This is a genomic window from Pseudoalteromonas sp. 2CM28B (genome assembly GCF_023161935.1).
Genome location: NZ_JALNTH010000013.1, coordinates 26361 through 49691 on the forward strand (window position 1 = coordinate 26361; position 23331 = coordinate 49691).

At 39.3% G+C, this 23331-nt stretch carries 24 protein-coding genes; 8 read left to right on the top strand and 16 right to left on the bottom strand.

From position 1 onward, the window contains the following. Window positions 1-933 (top strand): allantoinase PuuE, encoded by a 933-nt coding sequence (puuE, locus tag MTN96_RS17490; RefSeq protein ID WP_248532359.1) that lies wholly within the window; start codon window positions 1-3, stop codon window positions 931-933. A 99-nt stretch (window positions 934-1032) separates the two neighbouring features. Here the strand turns inward: puuE and MTN96_RS17495 are convergent, their stop codons facing one another. The 4 genes from MTN96_RS17495 to MTN96_RS17510 all read right to left on the bottom strand — a co-directional run bounded on the left by MTN96_RS17495 (window position 1033) and on the right by MTN96_RS17510 (window position 5851). Then, window positions 1033-1722, bottom strand: coding sequence for a response regulator transcription factor (locus MTN96_RS17495; RefSeq protein WP_248532360.1), 690 nt, complete (start codon window positions 1720-1722; stop codon window positions 1033-1035). A 172-nt stretch (window positions 1723-1894) separates the two neighbouring features. Beyond that, window positions 1895-3397, bottom strand: a complete 1503-nt coding sequence (locus MTN96_RS17500) for a trehalase family glycosidase (protein WP_248532361.1) — start codon at window positions 3395-3397, stop codon at window positions 1895-1897. Window positions 3398-3412: 15 nt separating this feature from the next. Next, window positions 3413-4651 (bottom strand): sugar MFS transporter, encoded by a 1239-nt coding sequence (locus MTN96_RS17505; protein ID WP_248532362.1) that lies wholly within the window; start codon window positions 4649-4651, stop codon window positions 3413-3415. A gap of 159 nt (window positions 4652-4810) precedes the next feature. Then, window positions 4811-5851: a LacI family DNA-binding transcriptional regulator gene (locus MTN96_RS17510; protein ID WP_308200659.1), complete on the bottom strand. Its 1041-nt coding sequence runs from the start codon at window positions 5849-5851 to the stop codon at window positions 4811-4813. A gap of 246 nt (window positions 5852-6097) precedes the next feature. Between MTN96_RS17510 and MTN96_RS17515 the strand changes: the two genes are divergently transcribed. Next, window positions 6098-8347: a TonB-dependent receptor gene (locus MTN96_RS17515; RefSeq protein ID WP_248532363.1), complete on the top strand. Its 2250-nt coding sequence runs from the start codon at window positions 6098-6100 to the stop codon at window positions 8345-8347. Window positions 8348-8380: 33 nt separating this feature from the next. Here the strand turns inward: MTN96_RS17515 and MTN96_RS17520 are convergent, their stop codons facing one another. From MTN96_RS17520 to MTN96_RS17540, 5 genes are all read right to left on the bottom strand, one after another. Then, window positions 8381-8902: a hypothetical protein gene (locus MTN96_RS17520; RefSeq protein WP_248532364.1), complete on the bottom strand. Its 522-nt coding sequence runs from the start codon at window positions 8900-8902 to the stop codon at window positions 8381-8383. Between the two features lie 56 nt (window positions 8903-8958). Beyond that, window positions 8959-10497, bottom strand: coding sequence for an EAL domain-containing protein (locus MTN96_RS17525; RefSeq protein ID WP_248532365.1), 1539 nt, complete (start codon window positions 10495-10497; stop codon window positions 8959-8961). A 79-nt stretch (window positions 10498-10576) separates the two neighbouring features. Next, a complete protein-coding gene (locus MTN96_RS17530; protein ID WP_248532434.1) occupies window positions 10577-11212 on the bottom strand; it encodes an SGNH/GDSL hydrolase family protein in 636 nt (211 codons plus the stop codon). Between the two features lie 8 nt (window positions 11213-11220). After that, window positions 11221-11733 (bottom strand): DsrE family protein, encoded by a 513-nt coding sequence (locus MTN96_RS17535; protein WP_248532366.1) that lies wholly within the window; start codon window positions 11731-11733, stop codon window positions 11221-11223. 64 nt (window positions 11734-11797) lie between these two features. Continuing rightward, window positions 11798-12271 carry a flavodoxin family protein gene (locus tag MTN96_RS17540; RefSeq protein WP_248532367.1) on the bottom strand — a complete coding sequence of 158 codons (474 nt, stop codon included), beginning with the start codon at window positions 12269-12271 and terminating at the stop codon, window positions 11798-11800. Window positions 12272-12348: 77 nt separating this feature from the next. On the opposite strand from MTN96_RS17540, the gene soxR reads away from it, so the two are divergent. From soxR to MTN96_RS17560, 4 genes are all read left to right on the top strand, one after another. Further along, window positions 12349-12831, top strand: coding sequence for a redox-sensitive transcriptional activator SoxR (gene soxR, locus MTN96_RS17545; RefSeq protein WP_248532368.1), 483 nt, complete (start codon window positions 12349-12351; stop codon window positions 12829-12831). 150 nt (window positions 12832-12981) lie between these two features. Then, window positions 12982-13287: a DUF1330 domain-containing protein gene (locus tag MTN96_RS17550; protein WP_248532369.1), complete on the top strand. Its 306-nt coding sequence runs from the start codon at window positions 12982-12984 to the stop codon at window positions 13285-13287. A gap of 188 nt (window positions 13288-13475) precedes the next feature. Continuing rightward, window positions 13476-14120: a hypothetical protein gene (locus MTN96_RS17555; RefSeq protein WP_089349420.1), complete on the top strand. Its 645-nt coding sequence runs from the start codon at window positions 13476-13478 to the stop codon at window positions 14118-14120. After that, on the top strand, window positions 14110-15195 hold the full coding sequence (locus MTN96_RS17560; protein ID WP_248532370.1) for a rhomboid family intramembrane serine protease: 1086 nt from the start codon (window positions 14110-14112) through the stop codon (window positions 15193-15195). Before MTN96_RS17555 ends, MTN96_RS17560 begins: the two co-directional genes overlap by 11 nt. A gap of 62 nt (window positions 15196-15257) precedes the next feature. Here MTN96_RS17560 and MTN96_RS17565 read toward each other — a convergent pair whose 3' ends face one another. Together MTN96_RS17565 and MTN96_RS17570 are read right to left on the bottom strand one after the other, a co-directional pair. Continuing rightward, the gene (locus tag MTN96_RS17565; RefSeq protein WP_248532371.1) at window positions 15258-15764 is read right to left on the bottom strand and encodes a DUF6795 domain-containing protein; all 507 of its coding nucleotides are present in this window, start codon (window positions 15762-15764) and stop codon (window positions 15258-15260) included. Between the two features lie 25 nt (window positions 15765-15789). Then, window positions 15790-16161, bottom strand: a complete 372-nt coding sequence (locus MTN96_RS17570; RefSeq protein ID WP_248532372.1) for a DUF1294 domain-containing protein — start codon at window positions 16159-16161, stop codon at window positions 15790-15792. Between the two features lie 53 nt (window positions 16162-16214). Here MTN96_RS17570 and MTN96_RS17575 point away from each other — a divergent pair, with 53 nt between their 5' ends. Next, complete coding sequence (locus MTN96_RS17575; RefSeq protein WP_248532373.1) at window positions 16215-16745, top strand: hypothetical protein; 531 nt, start codon at window positions 16215-16217, stop codon at window positions 16743-16745. A 223-nt stretch (window positions 16746-16968) separates the two neighbouring features. On the opposite strand, the gene MTN96_RS17580 is transcribed toward MTN96_RS17575, so the two are convergent. Continuing rightward, window positions 16969-17511 (bottom strand): carboxymuconolactone decarboxylase family protein, encoded by a 543-nt coding sequence (locus tag MTN96_RS17580; RefSeq protein WP_248532374.1) that lies wholly within the window; start codon window positions 17509-17511, stop codon window positions 16969-16971. A gap of 132 nt (window positions 17512-17643) precedes the next feature. On the opposite strand from MTN96_RS17580, the gene MTN96_RS17585 reads away from it, so the two are divergent. After that, on the top strand, window positions 17644-18231 hold the full coding sequence (locus MTN96_RS17585; RefSeq protein ID WP_248532375.1) for a TetR/AcrR family transcriptional regulator: 588 nt from the start codon (window positions 17644-17646) through the stop codon (window positions 18229-18231). Window positions 18232-18328: 97 nt separating this feature from the next. Here MTN96_RS17585 and MTN96_RS17590 read toward each other — a convergent pair whose 3' ends face one another. The 4 genes from MTN96_RS17590 to MTN96_RS17605 all read right to left on the bottom strand — a co-directional run bounded on the left by MTN96_RS17590 (window position 18329) and on the right by MTN96_RS17605 (window position 23198). After that, window positions 18329-20449: a methyl-accepting chemotaxis protein gene (locus MTN96_RS17590; protein ID WP_248532376.1), complete on the bottom strand. Its 2121-nt coding sequence runs from the start codon at window positions 20447-20449 to the stop codon at window positions 18329-18331. Between the two features lie 99 nt (window positions 20450-20548). Continuing rightward, window positions 20549-21766 carry an organoarsenical effux MFS transporter ArsJ gene (gene arsJ / locus MTN96_RS17595; RefSeq protein ID WP_248532377.1) on the bottom strand — a complete coding sequence of 406 codons (1218 nt, stop codon included), beginning with the start codon at window positions 21764-21766 and terminating at the stop codon, window positions 20549-20551. A gap of 29 nt (window positions 21767-21795) precedes the next feature. Beyond that, window positions 21796-22806 (bottom strand): ArsJ-associated glyceraldehyde-3-phosphate dehydrogenase, encoded by a 1011-nt coding sequence (locus MTN96_RS17600; RefSeq protein WP_248532378.1) that lies wholly within the window; start codon window positions 22804-22806, stop codon window positions 21796-21798. A 38-nt stretch (window positions 22807-22844) separates the two neighbouring features. After that, complete coding sequence (locus MTN96_RS17605) at window positions 22845-23198, bottom strand: metalloregulator ArsR/SmtB family transcription factor (RefSeq protein WP_248532379.1); 354 nt, start codon at window positions 23196-23198, stop codon at window positions 22845-22847. Window positions 23199-23331: the final 133 nt, after the last annotated feature.

Consider the following 23331-nt stretch of genomic DNA (forward strand, 5'->3'; position numbering starts at 1 on the left):
ATGAGCGAGCAATTTAAACACTACCCGCGCGATTTAGTTGGTTATGGCTCACAGGTGCCCCATGCAAATTGGCCCAATAAAGCCCGTATTGCTGTGCAAGTGGTATTAAATTACGAAGAAGGCGGCGAAAACTGTGTATTACATGGTGATGCAGCGGCCGAAACATTTTTGTCTGAAATAGTCAGCGCCCCGCATGTAGAAGACCGCCATATAAGCATGGAGTCTATTTACGAATATGGCTCGCGAGCAGGTGTATGGCGTTTACTTAAGCTCTTTAAAAAATACGATATACCGGTCACCATTTTTGCCGTAGCAATGGCCCTTGAGCGCCACCCCGATGTAGCTAAAGCTTTTGTTGATGCAGGGCACGAAATAGCAAGCCATGGCCTGCGCTGGATTAATTATCAACATATAGATAAGCAAACCGAGCGCGAGCACATGCAAAAGGCCATTGAAATAATTAAAGCACTTACAGGTAAAAAACCCAAAGGTTGGTACACCGGGCGCACAAGTCCCAATACTGCAGCCCTTGTAGTTGAGAATGGCTCGTTTTTATATGACGCTGACGATTACAGCGACGACTTACCCTTTTACAGTATTAAAGAAGGTAAACCACAGTTAATAGTGCCTTACACCCTTGATGTAAACGACATGCGCTTTGCCGCAGTGCAAGGTTTTAATGCCGGGGATCAATTTTATAACTATTTAAAAGATGCCTTTGATACGCTTTATGAAGAAGGCGACCCACAAGGTGAAAATGCCCCAAAAATGATGTCGATAGGTTTGCATTGTCGCTTAATTGGCCGCCCTGGGCGCATTAAAGCCCTAGCGCGGTTTTTAGAATATGTCAGCTCGCATGAGCAGGTATGGTTTGCCACGCGCGAGCAAATTGCCGAGCACTGGCTTAAAACCCATCCGTATAAAAAAGCCTAGATGTGAGCCCTTCAAACTAAACTCTAAGCGCTTATTAGATTTATCATAAAATAAAAAAGCCCAGCAATGCTGGGCTTGAGGTCACTTTAGAGTGCTAATTTATTTAACTAACGGTAGTAAAACAGAGATGTAGCGCTGGGCCCAATTAGCTAATTCTACACGGTTACGAGAGTTGGTTTTTTTAAACGCACTGTACAAGTGAGTTTTTACAGTGTGATCGCTAATATTTAGCTTATCAGCAATGGCGTTATTACTCGCACCTTGCGCAATTAAGTGAATAACCGACTTTTCTCGCTTCGTTAAATGCGCGTAATCATCTTGCTTAAGCTCTATAGTATCGCTTAAGTTATTAAATGAAGCTGCAACAGCCAGTATATCGTTAAATGCTTGATAAATGACCTTACGAGTAAACCAAAGCTCTCCGGCACTTACCCTTACTAATCCTTTAAAAATATCTTCAAGTTCGTCTGATTTATAAATCACACCATTTATATGATTTAGTAATAAGTTTTTTTCGCAGACACTTTCTTTATCTACATTAAAAACAACAATGCTGTATTGCTTAGCCAAGCATATTAGATCTGCTGGAATTAAATCGTGCCAATTATTATTAGCACCATCAATTAAAAACAAATCATAATGACCGCGTTGCTCAGCTTTAGGCAAAGTATCGTCCATTTTGATATTGCCAAAAAGCGCCTGGATAGTTTTTAAAATAGCTGTGTAGCTTTCAGTGTGAAAAGATGATTGAAATGTGGTTTTTACAAAAATAGCCTGCTGCAGTGACATAAATCTCATCCTTGAAATGTTTATGATACGTTAGCTAAATTATATACAATTTACAATGCGATTTTTGTATAAAAGTTGCCGCTAAATATACTCATACTATTTAGAAAAATTTATTCTCGGATAGAATCTTATAAATAATATTTCGCTAAAGTCTGTATGAGTAGCAGCTCGTTCAGTCTTCACAGAGCGTATAAAAGCGCGAAGTTACGCCATTTGTCCAACCAAAACCTTGCTGTACTGTATACTCACCGCCACCTGCTTTTAGCTGTGGCTCACACACATTATACTTTTCTAGTAAGCACTTATTTTGAGCAAAGTCTTGCTCGACCATAGTTAACCAATTTTGCATTATACGCTTACTAAGGCCGCTAAAACCGTAGTTATTAAGCCCTTTTACGCTAAACCATTGCAGCGGAGCCCAACCATTAGGGCTATCCCATTGCTGTGGCGTATCTGTAATAGTGGTCACTACACCGCCTTCTTTTAAAAAGTCTTGCTCAATAAGTTTAGCAACCTGCTTAGCTTGTTTATTACAAGCTACATTTACAAACAGGGCTGTACTTGCTGCAGCGCTCAATACATCAGACTGACTCGCTTTACTGTGATTGTAATCAACAAAAAAGTGGTGCTCATCGCTCCATAAGTACGTATTTATAAGCTGTTTTCTATTAGCGGCATAGGTATTAAATACCTCGGCTTGCGTGTTATTACCTAATAAAGTGTAAAACTCACAAAGCTGATTTTCTAAGTTGTACATTAAGCAATTTAAGTCAATGGGCACTATATCTGTTGTTTGTATGGAACTTAGCGAAAGCGGCTCGGCTAACCAGCGAGAGCTAAAATCCCACCCCGATTCGCATGCTGCACGAATATTACGATAAAAATCAGGCTTTTCATGATCTGCAAAATCATGGGCTAACTCTAAATCTTCTCTAAGCGACTCGGCCCTAGGAGCTGCTTCATCGTCCCAGTAACGATTTAAAACACCACCACAATTGAGCTTTACTACACGCTTAATGGCTGTTTGCTCAGTATTTAAATTATCTGCACCTTGCATCCAAAACGCATACTCTTTTTCAAGCGCGGTAACACAACCTTTAAGCCAGGCTAAGTTATTCGATTTGCTGTGCACATGTTGCCATAATAATTGCACCATGAGCGCTAAAATTGGTGGCTGGGAGCGAGATAAATAGTAGCGACGGTTACCATTTGGAATGCACCCAAAATCGTTTATTAAATCAATAAAGTTTTGCAGCATATCTTCAACAATGTCGGCTTTATTTGCGTCAATTAAGCCAAGCGCTGTAAAGTAACTATCCCAATAGTATATTTCCTGAAAACGCCCACCCGGTACAATATAGCTGTGCTTAAGTGCTAATAATGAATCGGCTTTAGGCGTGTCTGCCTCGCGGCGTAAACCATCCCACAGCGAGTTGATATAACTTTTTACACTTGAAGTATCTACCTCAGTACTCATTTTTAATAGCGGGGTTGTTAAAAAGTGAGCGTTTACAAACTCTTTAAGATCAATGTTGCTAAGTGGTGCTACTTGCGCGTAACTTTTACACGCACTTTGCCAATTGGTACGTGCGGTAGCATCTGCAAATGTTTTACAGTCACTAAAAATATGCTGCGTTTGTACATCTTTAAATAATTGGCTATCAAAAAAATTCATAACAATCCTAAAAAATTAAGCATTAGCTGTATGTTGAGCAATGGCATGGGTGCGTTTTTTAAAAATAATCACGCTAATAAAAATCAAACTAATGGGTATTAAAGAAAGGTAAAATGCATGTTGTCCGCTAAAATGCTCAAACACATAGCCTGTGATCATCGAACCCGTCGTGCCACCCAATGCAGAAAATACAACGATTAAGCCAGTCATGGCCGCATGCTGATATTTAGGTAGCGCATTTAACATCACAGAATTTAATACTGGGTAAATAGGTGCCATAAAAAAGCCAATAAGAGGCAAAATAAATGCCGCTAAAGGAGCGTCAAATAAGCTTTTAACCGCAGTAGTTGGTAAGTTTTCAGTAAGCGGCAACGTAATAATAATCAGTGATGCCATCGCAACAAGGCAGCCACATAAAACAAAAAACCAATTAATGTGTTTAAGCACCTGCCCTGCAACTAATCGACCCAGCGCGAGAGCGGCGGCAAATATACTAGCTAACTGAATGCTTATAGCTACAGGTAACTGTAATACTTGGTTATTAAAGGTTGGCAACCACGTTCCAACGCCTTGCTCTATAAGTACATATAAAAAAGCACTTATAATAAAAATAACAACAAGTGGTTGGTAAGTTAGCTTTAACATGGCCACAAAGTCACTTAAGCTTGAACTGCTTTTATCGCTTTGAAGCGCAGGCTTAATAGGTGCAGCTACAACACTTACAATCACAACTAAAGTAAGTGCCGCCAGTGCATAATATACATTTAGCCATGCACTAGGCTCGCCTGGATTTATAAACGCCGTAAAAATCCAATAGCCGCTTAATACACCCACCATAAAAATACCTTCTATGGTGTTTAATAACGACGAATGGCTATTTGCATCGTCTGTTACTTGGCCAATAATTGAATAAACAGAGACTTTTACTACAGCAAAACCACAGCCAATAGCCGCAAATAGCACTTTAAACATATAAAAGTCGCTAATCATTGCGGTGCTTACACAGGCCGCTGCCACCACAGTTAATGCGCCAAGCATAGCGAGTTTATAACCCAGCCTAGGGATAAACGATGCAACAGCAAAAGACATTATCGCAATCGATAAATCTTTAAATCCTTCTAGTACCGATGCTTCTGTTTTACTAACGCCTAGCGTATTTATTGCCTGCAAAATAACGGTACCTACGCTATTTAATAATATTGCAAAAATAAAATAGCTTGCAGCAATTGCCAGTGTGATTTTTGTTTTACTCATAGCTTGCCCTACTTACAACGCAATGCATTGTAACTTTATAAGCTAATGACCTTAGGGTATTAGCGTGTGTGTGTCAGTGAAGCTTGAGTGTAGTGTAGAATAAAATTCATTGCAATCGTTTGCATTTTAACTTTAACAATTAATACACATAGCTATAAATTAGCGCTTGCTAGACTGACGAGTTATTAATTCTATATCAATAACTTGAGATTCTACTTTTTCGCCTAAAAATTGTTGCATCAACTTTTTAACTATCAAAGAGGCAGCTAACTGGGTGTTTTGTTTAATTGTAGAAAGTGATGGGTGGCTTATATCTGCCATTGCAATATCGTCAAATCCAACCAATGCAACATCGTTTGGAATACTCACATAACGCTCTTTTAAGGCTTTCATTGCCCCAAGTGCAACCATATCACTACAGGCAACAATAGCATCAAAATACAGGCCTTTTTCACGCAGTAAATGGTTTACTGCTTGATAAGCAGAACCACTTGTAATATCAATTGAAACAACGTGTTGCTCTAGTTTATGTGTAGAAAGCGCAGCAGCGTAGCCGCGGTGTCTTTCGCTAATTTCACCGTGTTCTGGGTCGCCTAAAAACACAATATTTTTAGCACCATGCTCTATTAAATGCGCCGTTGCTTGCATGCCGCCCAGGTAATTATCACTGCCTACTATAGGGTAGCTACTAGGTGTTTTAGGGTCTCCCCACACCACTAATGGAATACCAGCTTTAGCGGCAGCCTCTATATTGCGCTGGTCTTTACCTTGTCCAACAACAATGATTCCGTCGGCTCTGCGTCCGTTAATAAAATAATTGGCCCAATCGTGTTGCGCCATTATGGAATTAGATAATAAAAGCTCTAACCCTTGTTGATTTAGTGCTAGGTTAATTTCGCTGACTACTTTTAATAAAAACGGATCACTAATTGACTGTTCTGTTTGCTCATCAAGGTTAATAATAACAGCAACTACATTTGTTTTTTGAGTACGCAAGCGACTGGCCGCCGTGTTTAAGCTAAAGTTATGCTTTTTTGCGAGCTGCTGAAGTTTGTCGCGTGTTTCTTGCTTTATCAATGGGTTGTCATTTAATGCGCGCGAAACGGTAGAGGTAGATACGCCTGCTAATTTCGCTAAATCAGCTAATTTAATTTTTTTATTGTTCATGAAAACCTTGAGCCGCTTTGAGTTCGCTAATATAAATTGTAACTAGCTGACAATATAGCATTATTAATTTTTACTGGCGCGTTCCAGCTACAAAAAATCAATTCATTTGCTATTACGCTTAATAATCCAACAAATTAAATTCATAAATAATTTACAAATAAATATTGCAAACGTTTGCATTTATCTCTAAGGTTTCACCATATACAGCCTGTTTACATTAACTTTTACTAATGGCGCTGTAAAAACACACTGTTTAACACACTAAAAACGGGATCACACATGAAATTCAATAAAGCAAAAAGCACACTCGCGTGTGCCATAACTTTAGCCCTAAGCTCACACACTGCGTTTGCCCAAGAGCAAGCACAAGAAACAAAGGTTGAGCGCATTGTTGTTTCAGGCACGCCCACTGGAGTTGGTATCAGAAAAATTGATGCCGGCTACGCTGTAACAAATATTGATAGCCAGCAAATTATTAAACTGTCGCCTAAAAGCACCGCTGACCTTTTTAAAGCCGTGCCGGGTGTATGGGTAGAAAGCTCGGGTGGTGAGTCGGGCGCAAATGTATTTGTACGTGGTTTTCCTGGCGGCGGTGACGCCCCGTTTTTAACGTTAAGTATTGAAGGTTCGCCTGTTTACCCTGCCCCTACATTATCTTTTTTAGAAAATTCATCGTTGTTTAGAATTGATGAAACAATAGAGACGATGGAAGCCTTACGTGGCGGTCCAAATCCTGTTTTATCAAACGGGCAACCTGGATTAACAACAAATTTTCGCTTAAAAAAAGGCAGCGAAGATACCGAAGGCTTATTTAAATACACCACATCAGATTACGACTTACAGCGTGTAGATGCGGTTATGAGCGGCGAAATCACTGACGATTTATACTTTATGGTGGGTGGATATGTTAAAAGCTCACCCGGTATTCGTGATGCAGGCTTTACCTCTGAAAAAGGCAGCCAATTTACAATTAATATAACTAAAGATTTAGATAACGGTGAGCTTAACTTTTACACTCGCCAAACAGATGACCACGGTGCATGGTATCTGCCTACCCCATTAAATATAGAAGGGATAGATGCAGGGTACACACAACTTGGCACATTAAACCGCCAAGCAACAATATTCATAGGCCCTGATGCACAAGCACATGATATAGACCTAGGTGATGGCCGAGGCTGGGATGGGCATGTGTCGGGCGGTAGCATTAAATTAGAGTTTGATAATGGTTGGCAATTTTCAGATCGCTTTAACATAACCAAAGGCGATGCGAATACGTTTGGCCTTGTACCTAGCGGCTCTGCAACAACAGTTGGGGACGTTGCAGATAACGGCCAAACCGCGTTTGGCGCAGTAACCAATACAGAATACGCAAGCGACACCCCTATACAACAGCTTGGACGCTGGGTTGTACTTAAAGAAATTAGCTCATTTACTAACGATTTAGCGTTTTCAAAGCAATTTGATGACTTATCAGCCACGTTTGGTTACTACACAGCAAGCACATCGGCAAACGATTGGTGGAGTTTAGGTAATACGGCTTACCACGTATTAGAAGCAGGCGGCGAGTCGTTAACTGGTATTGAGTGTAATCAAAGCACCGACGGCTGCGATTTTAACTACGATATAAGCTCAACAGGTGATGCACGCACCAACGCATTTTATATTACCACTCAATATAAATTTGCCGACGACTTTACCTTAGATGCAGGCATTCGCCACGAAAACCATGAAGTAGAATACAGTGTTGATGAAGGCCTAGACGGCATAATCACAAAGGCTGTTAACTACGATGAAAGTAAAACCTCGTGGACAACCGGTATTAACTACTCTATTAACGACGATATGGGCGTATTCGCACGTGTTAACCGAGGCTATAAAATGCCTTACTTTGACGACTTTAGAGATAATTTTAGCGCTTATGAAGGCGGCGAAAAGCTAATTAAAGAAGTAACTCAAGGTGAATTTGGCTACAAACTTATTTCAGACTCTACCGACTTTTACGCCACTTTATTTGTGAATGAAGTAAAGGGCGATACATTTGTACGCCGCCCAGGCGTACCTGCTGAAATTTTAACAAATGAAGCATATGGTGTTGAGCTTGATTATAACTTTAATCATCAGTCGGGTTTTTCGGTTAATTTAAATACCACACTACAAGAAACCGAAATTACGCAAAGCCCTACAAATGAAGGCAATACATCGCAGCGCCAGCCTAAATGGCAAGTGCGTGTAACGCCAAGCTACGACTTTGAGCTACAAGGTATGTACGCCACGTTATACGGTACACTTTCGGCAGTTGATGACCGTTTTGGTAACAACGAAAACACAGTGACTCTTGATGGCTACGAAAAAGTAGACTTAGGCTTAATTTTAGAGCCAATGGAAGGTATAAAGCTTCAAGTAGCTATTGATAACTTAACTGATGAGCAAGGTATTACCGAGGGTGACCCACGTAATGCCGACGCGCCAAACGGTCGCTATATTATGCCTCGTACTACGCGCTTTAGTGTAAGTTACGAATTTTAAATACACGTAATAATAAAGGGAGCTTGGCTCCCTTTATTTTATTTTTTCTTTAAGTTTATTAAGCGCGCCAACCGAAAAACCACGGTCGTAAAAATGCAAAATTTTACCAGCTTTATTAATTAAAATTACACGAGAATTATTTGGGTTTTGATTGCCCGTAAACTTTTGTACTGCCTCTCCATCTTCATAAATGGTAATAACTCCGCCCCACAGCTCTTTTGGAATACCTTTACGCATACCGCTGTCAATAAAGGTGCTAAACATACGCGGAGCCATGCCTGCAATGGTCGGCAGTTCATAAGTTGGCAAGGTAACACCCGCCATATCTAAACCAATTAACCAGCGGTCTATATCAAACTGGCTGTCTTGCTTGTACCCAATGAGCAGTAGTGTTTTATCTGCCTTAAAATCACTAGGTACAGTCACCATACTTTGCTCTAAGCTTTCGCCACTAATGCTTGGAAACTGCTTACCTGTTAATTGCTGGTTTGGGTATTGTGTTGTACATGCGCTAAGTAGTAAAAGAGCAAAAGCACTTAATGTTAATTTGATCATAATAAACCTAATATTTATAAATTTCATACCGATACGTTTAGTATGGCAGCTGAGATCTAAAAATGCTGACTAGTTATATAATTTTTAAATTTTGACGCAGTCATGGGCTTACCGTATTTCCAGCCTTGTCCGTAGTGCACACCAGCTGTTTTTAAAATGGCTTCTTGCTCAGTGGTTTCAATTCCTTCTGCTACACAGGCGTAATTAAATTTATGTACAAGCTCCATAATGTTAGGGATCATAGAGGCTTTTAAGCCTTCAGTTGCTATATCTTGAACAAAGGTACGGTCGATTTTAAGTTGATGAAAACTCAGATTTTGTAAATTTCTTAAATTTGAATAACCAGTACCAAAATCATCTAATGATAAGTTAAATCCCGATTCAACCAAGGTTCTAAAATGAGCATGGGCCATACTTGTATCAAGGTATTCGTCTTCAGTTATTTCTAAACAAATAATAAACCGTGAATCGGTAAGTTCTGTAATTTGTGGTAACAGCGACACATTACCTTGCTCTACATCACACGGAAATATATTAAGTGATACTTTGAATCCCTTTGGTAATGCCTCTATTGGCGTAAGCTCTTTAAGCGTAGTGGCTATCATTGCCTCGGTAAAAGCCCACGTTAAATGGTTTTTTCTAATTACTGGAATAAACTCATCGGGGAAGACTACGCCATACTTATCTTCAAAGCGTGCTAACACCTCACAGCCAATTAGCTTGCCTGTTTGCAAACAAATAATAGGTTGGTAAGTCCAATAAAATGAGCCTTTTTTAAGCCCTTTTTTAATACGTTGATTAGTAGAGCGACGCGCTGCGATGCGAGCATCAACCAGCAATGCACTCGATACACCCGCTAAACAAGTCAAAATTAAAGAAATAATTAACAATAAGTGGTTATTAGAGAAAAACTTACTCCAAGGTAAATGTACCGCAGTGCAGTAACTAGTATTTTCACTACTACATACATAAGTCGTCTCATAAGGTAAGTAGCTTTCTTCATTAACTTTACTGTAAATACCTTTTGTCCCAGCTAAATGATGTATTTCCTCGAGTTCTTGATATATAACCTCCCAGCTTTTAGACTTTATACTGGCAGAGTTAAGTACTTTTGACTCCATGATCAAATTGAAATTCCCCTGACGAACTATTACCACCTCCATGGGACGTCCAGTAAATAATAATAAATATAACTGTGGCTCAAAACGCACACGTATACTTTCATCTGTACGAACATAATCAGGCTCGAGGTCTTTTATCGGCTTACTTAGTATGCCTGCCCCAGTCGTACATACTAACTGGTCACCAATAAAAAAACCTATATCAATTACATATTGTGAATCAAACAAAGCACGGCGCATTTCAAGTAATGTGGCTTCACCACATTGTTTAAAATCATGCTTATTAAGGGAAGTTAATATTTTCCGGCGCTCTTTAACAGCAGAGTCAAGGTGGTTAATAATGTATTTAGCGTCTGTATTTATTTGTGTCGTTAATTGCTGCGCTGCAAAGTACAATAAAACAAAACAGCCAGCCACAGATACTAAGCCTCCGGTAAAAACGGCTATAATTGATTTTTGTTGGTACTTTTCCATAGCATCCTGAGCTTAATAATTTATATCACTACCTTCTTTAAATGATTGCATAAGTCGCATTAAATTCAAATAGATAGATTTAAGAACTTTTTAACAATTCTTCAACTAATTGAGTAATATCAAAGCTTACCGCTAAGTGCTGTTCACTTTTAAAATGAATCCCGTCACCGCCAAACACGTCAATAAATGTATTAAAATCAATAAATGCACATTTATTATTAGCTGCCACGCACCGAAATTCATTAGATAGCTCTATTGCTTTTATATCGGCCCCTTGAAAAATACGTGAGTACTGCTTGGTAATTGTTATTTTAGGTGGGCTGGCAATAATAATTTCAGGGGTTTGTAAAGTACTACTTTGTTCATAATAACCATGTATTGAGCTAATTAAATAATTCAAGCCGTCGGCTATTAAAATAGGTGTTAAATTAAAGCGCTTTTTAAGATCGTTCGTACCAAGAGCAATAATAATAAAGTCGATATCACACCTCTCTAAATAAGGCTTTAAATAACTAATACCACTTAACACACCATCAAAAGGCGGGTTATGTACTAAAGTACGATTTGGTTGCCCCGCCTCTATTACGTTAAAGCCAGGCCCTAAATTTTTATTTAGTAGCGCTGGCCAACGACTATTTTCATCAAAACGTTTACCCGTTACAGGGTTTAAGCTCCATGTATTTGAGTCGCCAAAGCAAAGTATGTTTTTTATAATTTGAGTCATTAAAATGGATTGAGCGTATAGCCTTGTTGTTGAAGTTGTGCGTGAGCGGTCATTGCTGAAAGCGACATTTTTACGCCATCAATTAAACGCTCTGGCGTTACTTTAAAGTGAGTAGCCGATTGCCCGCACACATACACTTTAGTGTTATTAGCAAGTAACTGCTTAATTAAGGCTTGGTTTTTGTTGCCTGCACTAAAGCGCTTTTTATATTCGCTATTAGCTAACACATCAACACTTGCGCTGCCGTGCACAACTAATGCAAGTTGAATGTTTTCAGGCTTTACACCGTGTGCTACATGCATATTAATAAAACGCGCAAGCGAATTTATTGAATTATTTTGCTCGCCTTTTTTAGCGCCATCAGCTACATCAAATGCTATTTTAAATACCGTAGAGCTATTAATTTTATCGTGTTCAGGTACATCATAATAATTACCAAACCCTTTAATTGGTTGCTCAGCTGCATTTATTAAAGGGCTAGAAAGTAGCACTAACCATAGTAAATATTTCATAAAACAATCCTGTGTTTTTAATATGGTTACTAAACTACCAGAGACAACCAAAAAAGGCTGCAATTTAAGCAACCTTTTGGGTACTTTTATGGCTGTGGTTAATAAACTGCATGCCTAAATAGCTAAACGTATTTTTAAACTGCTCTATAAAGCACGCCGGCGCTTCGGTTGATGACGCATTAGAAAGCACAGAAAAATGCTTACTACGCAGCGTTCGTAACTTTGGCTTTAATACTTCATCGTCCATATAGTCGGTTATTCTATCAATAAATAATTTCATTTGTACTGTGGTGCTGTACCAATAAACGGGTGACGCAAATACCCAATGGTCATACTTTAAAAGTGCTTCAAATACAGCGTAAAAATCATCGTTTTTATAGTTTTTACTGTAGCAGTATGGCGCTATTTTATAATCATCTAAGCATATTACCCGCACATTATTTTGCTCTGCAAATCCGTTAACGTGCGCCTGTGTATTACCATTTTTACGTGCGCTTGAATAAATAATAACAGTACTACGCTCATTTTTTTGTTGCATTTAGTTAGCTCCTTTTTTAATGTTGAAAGAAGCTTAAAACCTCAAGTTATATTGAGGTCAAACGGAAATTTAAAATAATGCCAATAAACCAAACAAAACTAACAGAGGCCAACCTAACTGTTGGTTATGTAGCCAAACGTAGTGGCGTAAAAGTATCAACTCTGCACTTTTACGAAACAAAACACTTAATTAAAAGTTGGCGAAACAGCGGCAATCAACGCCGCTATAAAAAAGATGTACTACGCCGAGTAGCCGTTATAAAAGCAGCACAAGCAATGGGCATAACCCTTGATGAAATTAAAACCACCCTTGCCACCCTCCCTGATAACCGCACACCTACAAAACAAGATTGGTCGGCACTTTCAAAACGCTGGCAAGCACAGCTTGATGAACGCATAGCCCATATGCAACGCCTGCGCGACAAGGTAGATAGCTGTATAGGATGTGGCTGTTTGTCACTTAAAAGCTGCCCTATTTATAATAAAGACGACTATTTGGGCGAAACGCAAAGCGGTGCCGTATTTTTAAATTCTGAAGCTGAAAACATTTTGCAAAAATGACTTTAATTATATATTTAAAGTAAAAACTAATTACCCTTATACTGGTATTATCAATTTTATATATACCAATATACTTACCTCATGCATTAAACAAGGCGCTAAAACTAGCGCTATGTTTTATTTTATTTAACTGCTAAATGAGGAAGAACCATGAGCGCATATTTTATTTTTAATCACAAAGTAACCGATTCAAACAAGCTTAATAACCAGTATTTACCGCAATCAATTGAAACCTTTAATGGCTTTGATATGGAAATTTTAGTGGTAGATCAAAACATAGATGTAATTGAAGGCGATACAAAGAACGACCGCACTGTCGTGCTCAAATTTAAAACCCGCGAACAAGCTTTAGGTTGGTATAACTCAGACGCTTACCAAAAAATTGTACACTTGCGCCACGAGTCTACCAACGGCACTGCTGTGTTATGTGATGAGTTTGATATAAATGCGCTTTAGCAGCTTGAAGAGCTTAATAAACTATAATTTGCCATACACATCGGTAATTTATAAAAAACGAATTTATATGCTCAATGTATGAAAATAGCAGAGGATGTAAATCGCTTTAAATTAATATCGGGTTGCAAGCTATATCTAATATAGGTACTCTAAACGCCTAAAAAGGAAGCTATTATAAGGATATAGAATTGGAACCCACAATACCCTCTCCACAACATAATAATACTAAAAACCCAGCAGCAACCCAAAAACTCGCGCAAGCACTAAAAACTGTAGATCATAAAGAACTAAAAAGCACTGGCTTTTGGCTAAATCAATTTTTTATGGTTATTTCTACTGTGTTTGGTGTGTATTTAGCTGCTCAAAGCGGTTTAGAACAAGCGCTTAAGTTCGATAATTTCAGTAAAATGGAAGATAACTATTACTTACGCACATCCCTATTTGATGAAGTAACCGATAACGTAAATAGTGTTAGCGAATATGCAGAGCGATTAGCTAAAAGCCCTCCAAAATCAGAGATGGAATACTTTAAGCCAACGCTTGAAAAATACATTTGGCAAACCATGCAATATTCGCCCACAACACTTGAAACGCCCAGTGAACTATTGACCCAAATACGCCGTTTCTACTCTCGTTCAGAGTTTTTAATCAACGCAGCAGTCAGCAGAAAAACCTCTGCTAAACATGCAGCAAGCGAGCTCAAAAAAATTGCGGAGCAACTACAATCCACTACCCTTCCGCAATTAAAAAATAGTGCCGAACAATTAAAAAAAGAGCTAAAACAAAACGATATTTCAGTCGGTTCATTAAAGGAGTTAACAAATGCCAACTAAGAACTGCCCTCATTGTAAAGACCACCCATTAGAAGCAACCAATTATCAAGGTGAAGAAATAGATATTTGCCGTGAGTGTGGCGGTTTATGGTTTGAAAAAAACGAAGTTAACCGTATGATTTCAGAAATAAATGAAGGGCCTGAAGGCGAGAAATTTGAAACTCACTTTGGTGAGTCCTTAGGAGTTTCTGAACTTGATTGCCCCGATTGCAGTAAGAGCTTAGAGCGATTTCATCTTCTAGAAGCTTTTCATACCGAAATTGACGTTTGTAGACATTGTGATGGCACATGGATTGATAAAGATGAACTTGAAAGTGTTGAAAAAAGCCCTGAAATAAAAGCGAGTTTAGGTGAGTTAAATCAAAAAGTAAGTTGGAAAACCTACTTGTTCCAATTTTTAACACAAATGCCTGTTGAATATAATATCAAACCACAGAAAACCCCTTGGGCTACTCGTAGCCTTATTGTTTTAAATACATTGATTTTTGCACTTTACTTTTTAAACCCAAGTTCATTCAGCTATGTTATTGATAACTTTGCTATGACACCTGCTGATTTAAGCAAAGGTAATGAGCTGTGGACTGTATTAACTTGCGTATTTTTACATGGCTCTATAATGCATTTAGTCGGCAATATGTACTTTTTATACATCGTTGGCGATAACCTAGAAGATGTTTTAGGCCATAAACGCTTTCTGTTATGGTATTTAGTGTGCGGGTTACTTGCCTCGTTTACTAGCTTCATTGTAAGCCCTCTGTCAGAAATTCCTGGTGTGGGGGCAAGTGGCGCAATTGCTGGCTTATTTGGCATGTATTTAATGTGGTTTAGACACGCAAGCCTTACTTTTATGTTTGTAATTTATCAAAAGAAACTTTCAGCTGTATGGTTTTTTGCTATTTGGTTAGGATTTAACATTTTTGGTGCAGTAACAGGCCCTGATGGCATTGATTATGGCGCGCATATTGGTGGCTTTATAGCGGGACTAATTATTGGCTATATTTTGAAAAGTAAAATATTAGAACAAAACCCTATAATTCGTTTACTAAACCAAAAAGAAGCACAGTTAAAACGTTAATCGTCATATTAAAGCCACTAATAGAGTAATATTAGTGGCTTTATCAAACTTCTCACTAATTTCTATAACTTACAACGCGTATAAACAGTATAAAATTGGCCAGAGTTTTTTATCGGTATATCGTACGTTATAGCCTCTTTACCAAGCTCGCATTTAAAGTTATTTAATATATCAGACAGCAGTGCTTGCTCTTCTGTGAACTGTATTGTGGCGTACCACAAAATTGAATCTTCATCTTGATTGTTACCAATATAAACACTCTGTAGCAATGAGCTATTAAAAAACATGTTAGAGGGATTTGAACTACTTATAGTTTTATTTTCAAAATAAAAATCCCCATTACTATCGCTTACTACTTCATCTATATAGGTATCTCCATAGATAAGCTCTCGGGTAATTTTAACACCCGCCTGCGGCTCTCCACTTTTTAGTAATCGGCCTTTTATTTGCAGTGATAGCGTTACATCTTGTTTATTAAAAAAGCCAAACATATCTGCACATCCTTGAATTGGAAATAGTAAAAATAAAATAAGCGTTAAAGTTACACCTGCTAATTTTGAATTAGTCATAAAAGTCCTTTTTGTGTTTGTATTTTTAGCCTACCAGAAAAAATAGTGACAGTATGCTCACTACATTTAAAATAATACACAACCACAGCACACCTATAAAACGCCGTTTTTGCGATTTATGCCTAAGCCATTGCTGTGCAATGAGCGCGCCGGGCCATCCGCCAAACAATGACAATAACTGCAGTGTCCGCTCACTCGTACGAGTTACTTTTTTATGCGTTGATTGTTTAGCTTGTCGTTTATCCCATGCGTACATTATAAAAGTAATTAGGCTCAGTGCACTTATATAGGTGGGTACATAAATAGGTATGTAAACGGGTAAGTATTGCGATAGGTACGCAAGCCAAATTACGGCTAAAAAAAGCAATGAGAAGGTAATTAATGTTTTCTTTATCAATTAATGTTCGCCTATACTAAAAGCTGTTAAACCAAAATAATAAGAGCCAAATTATGACATATTTTAAAGCGCTATTCTTAGTATTATGCTTATACACAGTTAGCAGCTATGCATCCGATGCACCCACTAACCTTGATAAAGAACTTGCCGTATTTAAGCCTTATTTAGGCACTTGGCAGGCCGACTTTAAAGTGCCAGAGGGAGCCAAACCAGTACAAGATGTTGGCCGATGGGAGCGTGCATTAAATGGTAAAGCTATACATACCAAGCACTCTATTAATGAAGGCGAATATGGTGGTGAATCGATGATTTTTTACGACAGTAAAAAAGAGTCATTGGTGTTTTACTATTTCACTACCGCAGGGTTTTACACAAAAGGCACCATGAAAGTGCTCAGCCCTACTCAATTTGTAGCCTATGAAGACGTGACAGGCAGTCAAGATGGGATTACTAAGGTTAAGTCGATGAGCGAGTTAAAAGACGATAAATTTGTAGTCTCAACCTCATATTTAAAAAAGGGTGAATGGACTAAACCCGAGCAGCGTATTTATACTCGTAGTACAAAAACCGTTAAATTTAAATAACTTTGCATTTAAAACACAAAAAGGCAGCCTAGGCTGCCTTTGTTATTTATAAAATCGCTGTTATACCAATCCGCAATAATACTTAATCATTTTGCGGGGCTAAACGTGTCGCTACCTGCGTTAAAAAACTCTCATTTAGAACAACTAAATAGCGAATTTCTTGCCTTGCTATCAACACGTTTTTCCAGCCTCAAAATAGATCACTTAATTAAGCGAATTGGTATTATTTAGCAAACTTTTTAAATGGTTCGTCAACTGGTGTATCAGCAAGGTGGTTTGTGTAATTACTCATTACTTTTTGCGATAAACCAACAATAATTTCTAGTAGTTGCTGTTTACCGTAACCTGCTGCAAAAAATTTCTCAATTTGCTCATCGCTAATTACGCCGCGATCGCGTGTCATTGCAAGCGTTGTTTCACGTAGTGTTTCAAGTTTTGCGTCGGCAAGTGGTGTTTTGTTTACTAGTGCATCAACAATAGCTTGGTCAACTTTCATTGAAGCGGCAATTGCGCTGTGCGCTGGTACACAGTAATGGCACTCGTGCTCAACGTTAATTGTTTGCCATACAACTGTTAGCTCTTCTGCGTTAAACGATGTTTTTTGAAATAAGTCGTGCAGTACTTGGTAGCCTTTAAGTAGCGTAGGCGCTTCTGCCATTACTGCGTGAAGGTTAGGCACCATGCCAAATGCTGCTACTGAATCAGCCATAAGCGATTTTGATTCTTCAGGTGCGTTGTCTTGAGTATATAACGTAAATTCTGCCATGTTCTGCTCCAATAAATTAATGTGTTTGAGTAACCTGGTGTCAGGTTAAGTAACTTCGAGACACATACTATTTGATTTTGAGCGACTGTTCAAGTTAAAATTGAGCATACGTTCAAAATAGTTGAGAATAGAATGGCAAACAAAGTTAAATTTGAGCGCGATAATGTAATTCGCGTTGCAAGCCAATTGTTTTGGGAAAAGGGGTTTAACGCCACCTCAACCCGCGATTTACAAGAAGCCATTAACATGCGCCCAGGCAGTATATATGCGGCGTTTGGCTCTAAAGAAGGCCTATACAGCGAGTCTTTAAAAGACTACACAGTACAAATGAAAAGCCAAATTGATGGGTTTTTAGCAAGTTCTGACTCTGTTTTAGGTGGTTTGCGTGCGTTTGTAGAAAACGTAATTATTAAAACCAAAGACTGTAGCCCAAGTGCTATTTGTATGTTGGTAAAAGCAAACAGCGAATTTGCAGAAAAAGACGCCTCGTTATACGAGCTAAGCCTAGATCTATCAGCAAAGTTTGAAGCCTTCTTAACCACCTTGTTTGCTCAAGCCATTAAAAATAATGAGCTAAGCAGCAACCTTACCGCGCTTGAATACGCGCAGTTTTTTCAGGTGCAATTTACTGGGCTGCGTGGCTATTTTAACCGCCCAGGGGTTGAGCAATTAGCGCAGCCGATGATCAACCAAATGTTTGCCTTGATCAAAAAGCTATAACGTTTCGTTTTACTAACTTCTAAAAAGTCTCAACTAAAAAAAGCGGCTAATTCGTGTGAATTAGCCGCTTTTTATATTTGCTAGGGTTGAGCTTTACTTACGTTTTAAGTTTATTTAGCTCGCTATCTTGCTGCGCTACCAGTGCATTAAGCGCTTCACTACTATCGCCAGCTTGGGTAGATAAATCAGCAAGTTGCGATGCCGCATCAGAAATTAGCGTAAGGTTACGGTTTATCTCTTCGGTTACTAAACTTTGTTCCTCGGCGGCGGTGGCAATGTGGGTAATTTGATTAGTAATTTCATCTACTTTTACTACCACACTGTGCAGCGCGTCAAACGCCACTGAGGTTTCGTCTACTGCGCTTTGCGCGCGTACTACGCCTTTTTCAATTACGGTTGATGCATTACCTACTTCTAACAATAAGCTATCTATAAGTTGGCTAATATCATCGGTAGATGAGCGTGTTTTAGACGCCAGTGCACGTACTTCATCGGCAACTACGGCAAAGCCTCTACCGTGCTCACCAGCGCGTGCTGCTTCAATGGCGGCATTAAGTGCAAGTAAGTTGGTTTGCTCTGAAATGGTTCTTATCACATCTAAAATTTGCGTAATATCTTTACTACGCGAAGCCACTTTTTCTACCGCTTGGTTGGCTTCTTTTATTTCTTCAGACATGGTTTTCACTTGGCTCATAGCCGATGACAAGCTCGACTCACTGCTAACCACTAAACCATTTATTTCATCCGCTTGTTGAGCAGATTGCTCAGAGGCTCTGGCAACTTCAAGTGCGGTAGCGCTCATTTCGTTCATAGCGGTCACTACACTTTCAATTTCTTGAAACTGCGATTGCACATTATGTTTTGTATCAATAGCAATATGCTGTGCTATTTCGCCTTGCTGTTTTGTTTGCGACGATACATCTTTAAGCTCTGCAATTAAGCCACGTAACTTAGCTAAAAAGGCATTAAAACCACCCGCAAGCGCAATCAGCTCTGCGTGGGTATCTACATGGAGTGTATGAGTTAAGTCACCTTCTGAGCTGGCAAGGTTATCTACACGTTGTTGAATTTGCTCAAGAGGTGCAACCACAGTGCCTACTACCACTTTCATAATAATAAAAGCAATTAAAGCAATAACAGCACCGGTTATTAAAATAACAACACCGAGCTGATTGGCCGAGTCACTCATGTTTTTAGCTAAGGCATTAGGCCCCTCTAGCGCTAAATTACTTGGCACTTCAATAAGTAGGCTCCACTGAGTGTTAGCCAGCTTAATATTAATTGGGTAGTTAACTAAATACTCGCTAGGTGTTTTAAAAAGGCCATGTTGCCCTTTAAATTTAACCAGCTCACTGTAAGTGTTACTACTAACTGCCTCTTTAAACGGGCGGCCTAATTTAGATTTATAATGGCTGCTACCTACAATTAAACCAATGTCACTAAGCAGTGTTACTTTAGCTTGACCGTTGTACAGCTCGCTCGAGAGTTTTTCGGTTAAGCCCTGAAAAGTAGGTAGCGTTAAATCAACGCCCGCTAAACCAATAAAGCGGCCAGATTTAGTAATGGGTACGGTTAATGAAGTTAGCATGACAGAGTCGCCAGATGGGATCTCGTACAGGTACGGCTCCATAATACACGGCTTTAGCGTGTCTTTTGCGCACAAGTACCAATGCGCTTCGCGAATACCAAACTCGTTTAAAGAGGTTAGGTATTTATCGGCAGCGTTAGCTACTTTTTGTTGCTCAATGTTGCCGTTTTGATCGCGCGTTATATACACCTCTAACGTGCCATCGCCATTAACAGAGTGTTTAAAACCTTGTTTAAATTGGGCGTCTTGTCCGTCAAAGGCGTTGGCTTCAAACTGCGAATAAATAGAAGATAAAAACTGGTTTTTTTCTAAAATAGAGCGGTTAATACTCACTACGGTATCACGGTCTAAGGTTTGCGTTTTAGCCGCATCACCAAGTAATGCAGCTAAAGAGTTTGGAACTCGGTAAGCTTCGTTAATAAAACCAGCTATTTTTTCGCCGTAGGCTGCAGCATTGGCGTTAAGCTTTTGCTCAACCTCAGCCACAATGTACTCCTCAGACTCTTTAGCGAGCGCCTCGCTGTTTGATGACATCTGCCACCATAAAACCCCAGAAAGTACTAATACTGTTAAAAATGTACTACCTACTGTTATCCATAATAACTTTTTTGCTAACGTTATTTCTCGCACTTATATTACCTTTTATTAAAACACGCTTACAGTTTAATATATAAACTGAGTGAAGCCATTAATAACATAAAATAATTTAGGTATTTTGCACAATTAAGCCTAACGCTTGGCCAAAATTGCCGTGATAATTGTGGCACCAATCAGTAGCGCAACGCTCACCCATAAACACGCTACAAAACCATAAACCTGAAACACCCACCCCGAAAGTACGGTGCCCAGTAAACGCCCCATTGCATTGGCCATATAATAAAAGCCAACATCAAGCGATACACCATCGCTTTTAGCAAAGCTGACAATTAAATAACTATGTACTGATGAGTTAACTGCAAATACACCGCCAAATATAAGTAAACCTATAATCAAGGTGGTATGCACAGCAACATCAAATTGCATAAGTAGTGCTAAAAGTGCAGTTACACCACTTAATAGCAACACCCATAAATACGCATGTTTAACAGTATCAACGTTTGAATTACTGGTGCCTGTAATACGTGGCGCTTGCGATTGCACGCCGCCATAGCCAATCACCCAAAGTGCCATAAAGCCACTCACCCACCAAAAGTTCCAGTTAAACTGCTGGGCTAAATAAATAGGTAAAGCCACTACAAACCACACATCACGTGCGGCAAACAAGCATAACCGTGCTGCGCTTAATAAATTTATTGCACGAGATTTAGAAAAAAGCTCTTTAAACTTGGGCTTATTTTTAGCTTTACCCATGTCGCCTTTTAAAAATACAACGCTAATCATCCACGCAATAGTAAGGAGTATAATAAGTGCTTTTAAAGCCCCAACAAATCCCAGTACCGTAAGTAGTAAGCCGCCTAAAAAGAAACCGACCCCTTTTAACGCGTTTTTAGAGCCCGTTAAAATAGCCACCCATTTGTAAAGCTGGCCTTGGCCGCTTTCTCCCTCGGGCACTAAGTGTTTAATGGCGCTTTTGGCACTCATTTTGTTTAAATCTTTTGCTATACCACTAAGTGCTTGCGCCGCCATAACATAAGCAACTGTAAGCCATTCACTTGGCGCGCATAACATGGCAAGCGCTATTATTTGCAGCGCCAAGCCAAAGTTCATGGTTTTATTAAGGCCTAAATGAGCCCCAAGCCAACCGCCCACTAAATTGGTGATCACACCAAAAATTTCGTAAAACAAAAACAGCATGGCAATGGCCAGTGCACCATACCCTAACTGATGAAAATGCAGCACCACCAGCATACGGAGTGCGCCATCGGTTAAGGTAAATGCCCAGTAATTACCGGTAATAATTAAATACTGTTTTATTGCTGTAGGTAAATTAGCAAGTTGCTCAAACATGGTTAAAGCCCTTTAAACCTTATAAATGGTTAAACCAAGTCGCTTTTAGCAACTTTAAGCATAAGCTCGGCGGTACGATTAGCGTAGCCCCATTCGTTATCGTACCAAGCGTATAATTTAAGCTGGGTATTATTAATAACCATGGTAGATAGCGCATCAATAATGCTACTACGTGGATCGGTTTTGTAATCAATCGATACAAGCGGTTTTTCTTCGTAGCCTAATACGCCTGCAAGCTCGTTTTTAGACGCCTGAGCAAACCATTCATTCACCTCAGTTGCAGTTACACCACGCTCAAGCTCAAATACACAGTCGGTAATTGATGCGTTAGTTAAAGGTACGCGCACGGCATGGCCATTTAACTTACCTTTTAGCTCAGGGAATATATGCGTAATGGCTGTTGCACTACCTGTTGTGGTGGGTATTAAACTCGTACCGCACGAACGAGCACGACGTAAGTCTTTATGAGGCGCATCAATAATAGTTTGGGTATTGGTAATATCGTGAATAGTGGTCATTGAGCCGTGCTTAATGCCTACTTTTTCTTGTAGTACCTTTACAATAGGCGCTAAACAGTTAGTAGTACACGAAGCCGCTGTAACAATTTTGTGCTCATCTGGGTTATATAAATCATCGTTAACACCCATAACCACATTTAAAATGCCGTCTTCTTTTACTGGTGCGGTTACCACAACGCGCTTAACACCTTGTGCTAAGTATTGATTTAACAACTCAGTGGTTTTCATTTTACCGCTGGCTTCTATTACTACATCGCAATCAGACCAATCGGTGTCGTTAATGGTTTTGTTATTGGTAACGGCCATAGTGTGTTTACCCACACTAAAGCTATTCTCGTTTGCTGTAACGCTGTGCGCTAAACGCCCGTGCACTGAGTCAAACTCTAATAAATGGGCATGTGTTTTAGCATCGCCTGCAACATCGTTTACTTTAATAAATTCTACTTTTGGCCACTCTAGTGCTGCGCGCAGTGTTAAACGTCCCATACGGCCAAAGCCGTTAATACCTACTTTAATTGTCATAATAAATACCTTTAGTAAAGTTATATCAATTTGCTTAATTAACAGCAGCTTGCTGCACGCTCTGGGCGATTACCCATTGCATTGAGTCGATCTAAATCGTCGTTATAAAACGCAGAATTTTCATCTTTGGTTTGTGTTAGTACACTAATAGCCCACTGTGGCAGGGCTTTATTAATGCTGTAGTACACCCATTGATTTTGCTTACGGTCGCTCAATAAGCCACATTGCCTAAGCTGTGCTAAGTGGCGCGACACTTTAGGTTGGCTAAGTTCAAGCGCAGCAACAAGCTCACACACACATAGCTCTTGCTCATGGCTAATTAATAACATGGCTTTTAAGCGCGTATCGTCGGCTAAGCATTTGTAAAATTGAAGTGGGTTGAGTTGTTCCATAGCATCCTCGTTTAGTTAGTGTGCATACAATAAAACAAAACCAGGATATATGGAATAGTGAATATACGATTTTTCGTATATTTATTTATAAGCGTGGAAACTCAGCTAATTTGCAGCGCACAAAAAAGCCCAG

Coding starts and splice junctions, on each gene's coding strand:
- MTN96_RS17535 (WP_248532366.1), bottom strand. CDS start 11,733: ATGAAATATTTACTATGGTTAGTGCTACTTTCTAGCCCTTTAATAAAT.
- MTN96_RS17605 (WP_248532379.1), bottom strand. CDS start 23,198: ATGGAACAACTCAACCCACTTCAATTTTACAAATGCTTAGCCGACGAT.
- MTN96_RS17520 (WP_248532364.1), bottom strand. CDS start 8,902: ATGATCAAATTAACATTAAGTGCTTTTGCTCTTTTACTACTTAGCGCA.
- soxR (WP_248532368.1), top strand. CDS start 12,349: ATGCCAATAAACCAAACAAAACTAACAGAGGCCAACCTAACTGTTGGT.
- MTN96_RS17565 (WP_248532371.1), bottom strand. CDS start 15,764: ATGACTAATTCAAAATTAGCAGGTGTAACTTTAACGCTTATTTTATTT.
- MTN96_RS17500 (WP_248532361.1), bottom strand. CDS start 3,397: ATGAATTTTTTTGATAGCCAATTATTTAAAGATGTACAAACGCAGCAT.
- MTN96_RS17560 (WP_248532370.1), top strand. CDS start 14,110: ATGCCAACTAAGAACTGCCCTCATTGTAAAGACCACCCATTAGAAGCA.
- MTN96_RS17580 (WP_248532374.1), bottom strand. CDS start 17,511: ATGGCAGAATTTACGTTATATACTCAAGACAACGCACCTGAAGAATCA.
- MTN96_RS17585 (WP_248532375.1), top strand. CDS start 17,644: ATGGCAAACAAAGTTAAATTTGAGCGCGATAATGTAATTCGCGTTGCA.
- arsJ (WP_248532377.1), bottom strand. CDS start 21,766: ATGTTTGAGCAACTTGCTAATTTACCTACAGCAATAAAACAGTATTTA.
- puuE (WP_248532359.1), top strand. CDS start 1: ATGAGCGAGCAATTTAAACACTACCCGCGCGATTTAGTTGGTTATGGC.
- MTN96_RS17515 (WP_248532363.1), top strand. CDS start 6,098: ATGAAATTCAATAAAGCAAAAAGCACACTCGCGTGTGCCATAACTTTA.
- MTN96_RS17505 (WP_248532362.1), bottom strand. CDS start 4,651: ATGAGTAAAACAAAAATCACACTGGCAATTGCTGCAAGCTATTTTATT.
- MTN96_RS17575 (WP_248532373.1), top strand. CDS start 16,215: ATGACATATTTTAAAGCGCTATTCTTAGTATTATGCTTATACACAGTT.
- MTN96_RS17495 (WP_248532360.1), bottom strand. CDS start 1,722: ATGTCACTGCAGCAGGCTATTTTTGTAAAAACCACATTTCAATCATCT.
- MTN96_RS17550 (WP_248532369.1), top strand. CDS start 12,982: ATGAGCGCATATTTTATTTTTAATCACAAAGTAACCGATTCAAACAAG.
- MTN96_RS17525 (WP_248532365.1), bottom strand. CDS start 10,497: ATGGAAAAGTACCAACAAAAATCAATTATAGCCGTTTTTACCGGAGGC.
- MTN96_RS17600 (WP_248532378.1), bottom strand. CDS start 22,806: ATGACAATTAAAGTAGGTATTAACGGCTTTGGCCGTATGGGACGTTTA.
- MTN96_RS17540 (WP_248532367.1), bottom strand. CDS start 12,271: ATGCAACAAAAAAATGAGCGTAGTACTGTTATTATTTATTCAAGCGCA.